9 protein-coding genes are annotated in these 7,884 nt (G+C 46.2%); 4 read left to right on the plus strand and 5 right to left on the minus strand.

Translation table 11 applies throughout. The features are described from left to right. Nucleotides 1–51: 51 nt before the first annotated feature. Nucleotides 52–372, minus strand: a complete 321-nt coding sequence (locus tag M0L20_RS29900; protein ID WP_248480998.1) for a hypothetical protein — start codon at nt 370–372, stop codon at nt 52–54. 169 nt (nt 373–541) lie between these two features. On the opposite strand from M0L20_RS29900, the gene M0L20_RS29905 reads away from it, so the two are divergent. After that, on the plus strand, nt 542–1,129 hold the full coding sequence (locus M0L20_RS29905) for a DoxX family protein (protein ID WP_248481000.1): 588 nt from the start codon (nt 542–544) through the stop codon (nt 1,127–1,129). Between the two features lie 114 nt (nt 1,130–1,243). After that, on the plus strand, nt 1,244–1,798 hold the full coding sequence (locus tag M0L20_RS29910) for an RNA polymerase sigma factor (protein WP_248481001.1): 555 nt from the start codon (nt 1,244–1,246) through the stop codon (nt 1,796–1,798). 6 nt (nt 1,799–1,804) lie between these two features. On the opposite strand, the gene M0L20_RS29915 is transcribed toward M0L20_RS29910, so the two are convergent. The 3 genes from M0L20_RS29915 to M0L20_RS29925 are packed head-to-tail and all read right to left on the minus strand — an operon-like array spanning nt 1,805 to nt 3,989. Beyond that, nucleotides 1,805–2,497 carry a hypothetical protein gene (locus tag M0L20_RS29915; protein WP_248481002.1) on the minus strand — a complete coding sequence of 231 codons (693 nt, stop codon included), beginning with the start codon at nt 2,495–2,497 and terminating at the stop codon, nt 1,805–1,807. Further along, nucleotides 2,494–3,519: a DUF5712 family protein gene (locus tag M0L20_RS29920; RefSeq protein ID WP_248481003.1), complete on the minus strand. Its 1,026-nt coding sequence runs from the start codon at nt 3,517–3,519 to the stop codon at nt 2,494–2,496. The genes M0L20_RS29915 and M0L20_RS29920 overlap by 4 nt, the downstream gene beginning before the upstream one ends. Continuing rightward, nucleotides 3,516–3,989, minus strand: coding sequence for a BfmA/BtgA family mobilization protein (locus M0L20_RS29925; RefSeq protein ID WP_248481004.1), 474 nt, complete (start codon nt 3,987–3,989; stop codon nt 3,516–3,518). Before M0L20_RS29925 ends, M0L20_RS29920 begins: the two co-directional genes overlap by 4 nt. An 800-nt stretch (nt 3,990–4,789) precedes the next feature. Between M0L20_RS29925 and M0L20_RS29930 the strand changes: the two genes are divergently transcribed. Continuing rightward, nucleotides 4,790–5,749, plus strand: coding sequence for a replication initiation protein (locus M0L20_RS29930; protein WP_248481005.1), 960 nt, complete (start codon nt 4,790–4,792; stop codon nt 5,747–5,749). Between the two features lie 2 nt (nt 5,750–5,751). Here M0L20_RS29930 and M0L20_RS29935 read toward each other — a convergent pair whose 3' ends face one another. After that, the gene (locus M0L20_RS29935; RefSeq protein WP_248481006.1) at nt 5,752–6,210 is read right to left on the minus strand and encodes a basic helix-loop-helix domain-containing protein; all 459 of its coding nucleotides are present in this window, start codon (nt 6,208–6,210) and stop codon (nt 5,752–5,754) included. Nucleotides 6,211–6,495: 285 nt separating this feature from the next. Here M0L20_RS29935 and M0L20_RS29940 point away from each other — a divergent pair, with 285 nt between their 5' ends. Next, a complete protein-coding gene (locus M0L20_RS29940; protein ID WP_248481007.1) occupies nt 6,496–6,912 on the plus strand; it encodes a response regulator in 417 nt (138 codons plus the stop codon). Nucleotides 6,913–7,884: the final 972 nt, after the last annotated feature.

The following is a 7,884-nucleotide window of genomic DNA, read 5'->3' on the forward strand; positions in this document are numbered from 1 at the left end:
ATAAGAACTCTTATACAACACCCCTCGGAAAAACACAATTATAGAAGGTTATTAGCTAGCCCCATTTTGAGACTTTACAAGCTGTTTTAAATCAAGTTCTTTTTGCTGTTGACAAGCTCGAATCATCAATCGTTTCGCCCGATTTTCCGCTCTAAGTCGAGCTAGCTCCTCCAACTGCTGTTGAGCCAAGATACCACGTTGACTATAGTGACATTCCTCCCTTAGAAGTCGAGTCGTTTCCGATTGGTGTCGGGCTTCTAAGGCGCTGCGGGCTTTTACTTCATCTGACAACTGAGTTTGCCATTCGACTATATGCTGACGACGGAGTTGAAGCAATTGCTCAGCAACAGGAGAGATTGATGATAAATTCATGACGTTGAGATTGGTTGATCTTAAATAACCTGTTCTACCCTATTGTGCTTTTTTAGAGCCGGAGTTTCTTAAATGTGACTGCGCTACAGATGGGGTATTTATTCCCTTGGCCTTCAATCTGTTTGTTTCTCTTTTTACGTATGTATGGCCGACGCAACGACTCAATGTTATGAAAAAGATCAGTAGCCTGTTTGACCACTTTGACCAACTCGATACCGCCATCAATCGCTGGTTGGTAGCTCATAGTATTGCTTTGTTACGCATCGGGATGGGCCTGGTTTTTTTGGGATTTGGGGTGTTGAAGTTCTTTCCGGGTATTAGCCCCATTGAAGATCTAGCGACCCGAACGACGACTATTCTCACCTTAGGCATCCTATCGGGACACCCAGCCATGGATTTTGTCGCTGGACTGGAGTGCATCATTGGCCTCTGCTTTCTAACAGGCCGGTTTCTGCGGGTAGGGGTGTGGCTAATGGCCGCTCAGATGATCGGTGCTATGTCCCCCTTGTTCCTCTTTCCGAGCGAACTGTTTCCAGGCCCACATCATACTCCCACCCTGGCCGCTCAGTACATTATCAAAGATATTATTCTGGTGGCTGCGGGCATGGTCATTGCGTCAACCTGGACGGGAGCGCGTATTGTAGCCCAACCCCAGAGTCTACGCAGTACGCTTCCTCGACGTTTACCCAAGGTAGAACGCACTTTTCAGCCCCTGCCATCTGCACAGATGAATATGACGGGGAAGACTGTCGTCTAGTACGTTTATCCGCTAACACAGGTGCCTTCTGCTTGAGATCGAACCATTCATCTAGTAATCAGTTAGGTTAGCATAGCATTGAGCGCCATTTGTTCAGCTCATCTATTAGTTGGAATGACCGCAACTCCCCAGACTGAAGCGTACTTGATCGGTTCGCACAAAAATGAACAAGCCGCTGCTTTTACAGCCTTGTATAATACTTATCATTCCGCTCTATTGAGCGTATTGGTTAAACTGGTCAACGATCCTGAAAAGGCGGAAGATCTGCTTCAGGATACCTTTATCAGGGCTTGGACGCATCTGCACCAGTATGATCCGGCACAAGGTCGCCCCTATACCTGGCTGTTGACCATCACCCGCCATGTGGCCATGGATGAACTTAGGCACCGGAAAGTGCAGGCGCAAGCCATAACGTATATAGGTGAAAGAATGGGTGAAGGTGTTCTCCTAGCCATTCATGATGGACTGCTCAATAGCTCTATCTTTAGCCTCCTACCGCCTAAATACCGGCAGATTATCGAGTTGACTTATATACATGGTTGGACGCAGCAAGAAATCGCTCAGGAGCTGAATGTGCCGTTGGGTACCATAAAAACCCGTACGCGAAATGCCCTTCAAGAACTGAGACATTTTTTTAGTCAGGACATTTGCCAATACCATAGTTGTTAGACTAGGCTAGGGGTTCACTTTTCTCAAGTACGCTTTCCAGACCTGGGGGTATTTCTCCTGAATCCAGCTCACAAACTCTTTACTCGCATTATCCTGAATACGCATGGCCTGCACTTCCGCTTGATGCGACTGCACGTAGATGACCAGCCCTGCCCCTATCACCACTAGCAGAGTACAGACCACCAGGGCCGATTGCCAACTGGTGAACCCGATCCGGTTGGCCCACGCATTGGCCTGGCTACGACTGGCCCACTCGATCCGGTGAGCCGCTGCGCGGGCCGCCTGCTCGATGCGCTCAGCGGTGGCCAGCCCCACCGCCCGCAGTTCGGCCACCCCTTCGTCGGTGGCCGTCTTTAGGTTGGTCGGTGTAGCCGTGCCTTTGGTGAGCTCAGGCAGCAGCTTCGTGGCTAGTAGCTCGGTGTTTACTTGGATACGCGTGCCGGCTCGAGCAGCTTCCACCAGGTTTTGTAGTTCCTCCGCACTAGCCCCCCGGGGCTGCTTCTCCCACACATCGAACCGGCGGTTCAAGCCCTCGATGGCCTGATTGTGTCGGCTCAGCTCCTCCACTAGTCGCTGGATCGGATCGTAGCCATGACCAGGCGCAACCGGCGTAGACTCAACCGGCGGGGTACTACTCGCCACCGGCGAAGTGGCCGGGCGTGGCTGTTGGAGATTCCTTAAAAATTTGTTCTCACTCATAAGTGCATACCCCTATCCTGGCGGGGTGTTCGTTGAATATCTTGTTCGATCCGTTGTTCGTGTTTCAAGCGTTCAGCCCGTTCTAATTCGAGTTGACGAGCTTGCTCCTGCTGGCGTTGCTGGGCCAGTTGCTGACGGATCTGCTCAGCCTGCTCTAAGCCTTGGCTCAATGTCCGGGCATCGGATTGCTGGTAGGCTTGCCCTAAACTCACCTGTAACTCGGCTTGCCGACTCTGGTCCGCCAGTTCCAATGCGCGCGCCTGCTCCCGCTGTTGACTCCGTTCCAGAGCAGCCGCCTGGCTCAGTTCCGCCTTCAGCCCTCCATCCCCGTATTTCATCCCGTGTAGATACCGAAACGATTCGGTCAGTCCTCGCTCGTAACTAAACCCCCGATCGAAACACTGCTCCACCCGCTGACTGAAGCCATTGCGTTCAAAGCCTCCCAGCACTACGCCTTTGGTGGTGCCTTTGTGGTTGGTTAGTGGACTCAGGTGATAGGGGTTCTTCCGCTCATGCAGGCCTTCAGCCAGCCCCTGTTTGTATTCGCGCAGGTTCTCCGTGCGGCTCACGATCACGTGGATGTGGGTTTGATTCCCCAGCTTCAGCCCCCCCTTAGCCTGCTCGCCCAACTGCACCGCCCGATCGGTGTGGTCATAACTGCGGCTGTGCTCGATCTTGGCGTACCACACCAGATCCTTACTCTCAATCCCCTTGCCAAAATTCTGGGCGTAGGCCTCCATCGCCGAACGGGTAAAGGCCTTCAGAGCCGCTGGATCAGAACCGATGTGGGCCAGTTCGGCCTTGGAGGGGGCCAGCACGATCTGGTAGTACTTATCGGCCTCACGCCCTAGATTCCGCTTGTTGGCATCGATCTCGGCCGTCACCTGGTAGCCCGGCACGTGCTCCAAATCCAGGCCGAACCAGTGGCCTAGCTGCTCTTTTTCCAGGTACGCCACCAGGCCCCCACACGAGCCGCTACGGTTGGAGAGGCCCGCCCCACCCCCTGGTATCTTGGTCATCATAAGGCGTTCTGTTGGGCAATGAGGGCATCCACCTGTTGCTTGTACTCGCTACGCAGGGCGTTATCGACCAGGGCCGTGCGGAACGAAAGCCGCAGCAGCGTCTGCATCGCTTCGACTACGCCCGTCAACTGCTCTTCCAGCTGGGCGGGGGTCAACCCGGCCCCCTGGCCTGACTCTGAAACCTGGCGCAGGGCCTGCACGTCAGCCTGCATGGGTTTTAATAGGGTCTTCTCCTGTTCGCGGATAAATCCAATGAAACGCTTATCCAAAGCATCCACCTTATCGGTCAGTTTCTTCAGCACCACATCGGGTGCATCGGCCTTGGGATAACGGGGATCGAGCTTGGTGACGGCGAAAAATTGAATCATAGCGGCCACTAAATCTTTGTGAGACAGGCCCAACTGATCACCCAATTTCTCTAACTGCCGGTGCGTGCCCAAGCTAATGGATAATGTCTTTCGGTCAGTCATACGTATAGAATTTACTCATTTTATTACTGATTATCAATTAGTTATTTGAATAATACTCACTAAATACGTATAAAATTAACGTATATAAATAATAATCTATTGATTATCAACCTCGTAGAGCGAGACGAACGGTATGACCCGTAGGGGAATAGCGTTCCGTCTCGCTCTCTTTCAAGACCGTACCACGCAGCACGCCACTAGCGGGCAACAACGCATCCGGATGGTTTATCCTTGATATATCAAGCTAAGGAATGAATGATAAATTTGCAAACAACTCATTTACTTTTATTTAACTAAAAGATCGACAAGGTTAAACAGATTAGAAAGGAGACAAAATGTAACCTTATTTCTTGTACTCATCCCTTTTTATTAAACGCTCCTCGAAACTGATATTAGAATAATACAAACAGAAAGACGCTTAAAACTATATTTATAGTTAGCCGCCTTTTTTCTTTTTTAGTTTTGCTCTTCTTTTTTGTCTTTGCTTCAGCGAGTCTTGTTTACTGCTTTTTTGGCTGTGGATAACTTTAGCTTTTGAGCTCATTTTTGGACTTATCAACACCCCTAAAGGCCGTTTTTTTGGCATTTGCACTTTAGCAAATATTACTTTTGCAAACTTTAAGCTCTTATAACTAACAGATTATTAGTTATTTAAGTGGGTATTTTATGCGTAATTGGCGGAGTTTTATGCGTAATTGGCGGAGTTTTTGAGGGTATTTTATGCGTAATTGGCGGAAAAATAGGCGTTTTAATTATTTATTTTGTGAATTTTATTTAAAATTACGCACAAAATAAATCTAATGAACCAGGTAGAGACATTTAAACAAACTAATGCTATTACGGGTGCTAGATACGACTACACCACTATAGAGAAACGGTTAATCTATTTGTCATTAATTGAAGTGATGAAAACCGTTCAGAATGGAATCACTGATGATTTTTTCAAAAGGGAGTTAATCTTATTTATTCCTGAAAGTCAGCTCAAAAAGTCTGACGAACATGACCATCGATATAGGGACTATAGAAAGGCAGTTGTCAGTTTACGTAAGAAAGATTTCTCAATCGATGCTCCTGATGGAGGGTGGATTGAGACCGGCTTTGTTAATGGTGGCCAATATATCAAAGGACAAGGACTGGAGGTCTCTATCTCAAAGTACGTGCTACCCTATCTCTATGAACTTACGAAGCGATTTACCGTACTTGACGCTACGGTAGTTATGACTTTAACTAGCAAATTTTCCCAGCGCTTTTACGAATGGTGTTGTCAATGGCGGTCAGTCGGTCGGTTTGATTACAATCCTGATAGCTTAAAAGAAGTACTATGTATTAAGCTTCCAGTTGGTCAATTAAAAAGAGACGTTATCGAGATAGCTCAATCCGAATTGATGTCTATGTATGAGAATGGTATAAGTGACTTGTACTTTACATACACAGAAGAACGTGGAGGGCGTGGTCGTGGCGGATCTGTAAAGCGATGGATCTTTCAGATTCACACCAAAAAGAAGGAAGTAGCTCAAGAAAGGGCCAAGAATGAAGATGTAGTCTTCGTCATGCGGTTCTTGAGCCAAATCTTTGGTAAGGACTCTCCATTGCTAGATCAAGCCTTAGAAGCCCTTAAAACGCACGAAAACGTCAAGCTATTTGCTGATCGGGCAGACGAGCTGCAAACGTCAGGGAAACTGGACCAGACCAAAAACAAACCTGGTTATGTTCGCTCGATTCTGCAAAAGGAATTTGGTCTTGATAAAAAAGGGAAATAAAATTAGCCAAACAGCCGCTTCCAGAATGGCTTTTTGCTTTCTTGACTAGAGGAAGTCTCAGTTGGGGTTGTATCAGATGTAGAGATTGGCGCAGGCAATAATTTTAATGTCCGATTTTCCTCTCTTAAACTAGTGTTCTCAGACCGTAGGTAGTTCGTTTCACTTCTTAAAAGCTGGATGATCTCATCTTTAGCTGCCAGAAGGGCTGTATAGTCTTGTATAGGCTCTTTGTCTATACTTGTATAGTTATTGTCCACCCTTGCACGGGCTGAATTTTGGATAGGCTTCGAGGGGGGATAAACGTCAAAAAGGTAGTTGGCTTGAATCGTGTACATATCGCCCTGTTTGCCCTTTTTCATCTGGATAAAGGGTTTACTGGCTTTCTTCTTGCACAATCGCCGTATGGTTGTCTCATTTAGACCAGTAGCTTCCGAAGCTTCTTTCAAAGTAAGATAGTTCATACGGTTGTCAAGTGTTGTACAGGCTTTGTATAGCCATTGTATAGGGCACAAATCAAGCTTACACAATCTTCAATCACAACCACAGCTTATTATAATAAGGATTATACAACTTGCAGCGAGCCGTTTGCTAATTACTGCTGAACCATCTGCTAAGTGGATGGTTATTGTTCGGTAGGCTCCTAATAAAATAATTATCAGCTTATTTTCGCCTGGTTGCCCAGTAGGGACTTACCACCTCCGGAACGAGCCGTACAACCGGATGTTGAACCCCTATTATCTTACCATGTGGTTACTAATACGCTTTCAATTTGCCTCGTAGATGATAGCGCTGATTATCGCTTCCTAGTAGAAAAAACGTTGAGACATCAGTTGCCCCACTGTCGGATACTTTCATTCGGGGATGGACAAACCTTACTCAATGAGCTATTACAGATGGGTGAAAAACCCAACTTGATTATCCTAGATCAGCATATGCCTAAATGGAGTGGACACCAGACATTGATGGCGTTGAAGCAACACCCGGCCCATCGATCTATTCCAGTGGTCATGATGAGTATGGATGCAACTCACTCTGAGATCAATAATTTCTATCAAGCTGGAGCTGCGATATTTTTGAGGAAGTCAATGGATTTTAATATTCTCAAAGAGAATCTACTGTTGGCTTATCAATATGCTAGTAAACCGAAGCCAATCTCGGAATAACCTCTTAAAATAACAGTATATAACAAAATTGATCAGCTACTGGTAGATCGATAACCATACCGCTCTGTTCAACGGGCATAAACCGCAGATACTTCTTCAAATTGTAGTAGAACTGCATCGTAAACCCATCCACGACACGAAAAATGAGCCGTTAATTTGCGAGATGACAATCTAAGATGGTTAGGTAAGTTTGAAGTTGTTGCGGAGTAACCTAGCCTCATTTTAGAACCGTGGTAGCTTATTTCGTAGTCCTTTTGACAATCATCCGTTGCTGTTAATATAAAGAAGTCAAAAGGGTATCGCGGATCTGCCTTGATCTTTGAATGATGCCTCGATGATGAAGTATGATGCGTTCATACTGAACCAGCAGCCGAGATTTATGCGGCTCATTGATTGTCGAAAAGCTTTCTATCAGTTGAAAGCTTCGTTCGTAATTTGCGATCACCAGTTCGCAGTAAACAATAATTCGTTCGAGCGTATCAAGGTGAAATCTGCGTAAATAGTCGGTTGTCAATCCACTTAGGGCCATTAGATAAATTGAAACTGGTCGGCTATTATATAGAAGCTTGTTTATGGCAATTACTTCTTATAAACGTCTGAAAGCGAAGATACGTTTCAAGGAGTTACTAGGAGAGCGCAGTGACCATAATGAATAGTCGCTCACGACACAAAGTAAGAAAAGAGCGATATTAAAAAGGCCCTCTCAAATTTCTTCTTTTAAGAAAAGAAACAAAGTACTCTACAAATGATTGCTTGGTATAGTCTAGTGTTCCCCCCTCTTTTCAACGTACAATCCTGCCCTTTTTTATGGCTTGTATAGAGTGGTTGATCTTGGAAAAGTTTCTTAACATAAGAACTCTTATACAACACCCCTCGGAAAAACACAATTATAGAAGGTTATTAGCTAGCCCCATTTTGAGACTTTACAAGCTGTTTTAAATCAAGTTCTTTTTGCTGTTGACAAGCTCGAAT

Source organism: Spirosoma liriopis, from assembly GCF_023196085.1.
Taxonomy (GTDB): domain Bacteria; phylum Bacteroidota; class Bacteroidia; order Cytophagales; family Spirosomataceae; genus Spirosoma; species Spirosoma oryzicola.

Excerpts from the sequence above, each read along its gene's own strand:
- M0L20_RS29900 (WP_248480998.1), bottom strand. The coding sequence starts at position 372 with ATGAATTTATCATCAATCTCTCCTGTTGCTGAGCAATTGCTTCAACTC.
- M0L20_RS29930 (WP_248481005.1), top strand. The coding sequence starts at position 4,790 with ATGAACCAGGTAGAGACATTTAAACAAACTAATGCTATTACGGGTGCT.
- M0L20_RS29910 (WP_248481001.1), top strand. The coding sequence starts at position 1,244 with ATGACCGCAACTCCCCAGACTGAAGCGTACTTGATCGGTTCGCACAAA.
- M0L20_RS29935 (WP_248481006.1), bottom strand. The coding sequence starts at position 6,210 with ATGAACTATCTTACTTTGAAAGAAGCTTCGGAAGCTACTGGTCTAAAT.
- M0L20_RS29915 (WP_248481002.1), bottom strand. The coding sequence starts at position 2,497 with ATGAGTGAGAACAAATTTTTAAGGAATCTCCAACAGCCACGCCCGGCC.
- M0L20_RS29920 (WP_248481003.1), bottom strand. The coding sequence starts at position 3,519 with ATGATGACCAAGATACCAGGGGGTGGGGCGGGCCTCTCCAACCGTAGC.
- M0L20_RS29925 (WP_248481004.1), bottom strand. The coding sequence starts at position 3,989 with ATGACTGACCGAAAGACATTATCCATTAGCTTGGGCACGCACCGGCAG.
- M0L20_RS29905 (WP_248481000.1), top strand. The coding sequence starts at position 542 with ATGAAAAAGATCAGTAGCCTGTTTGACCACTTTGACCAACTCGATACC.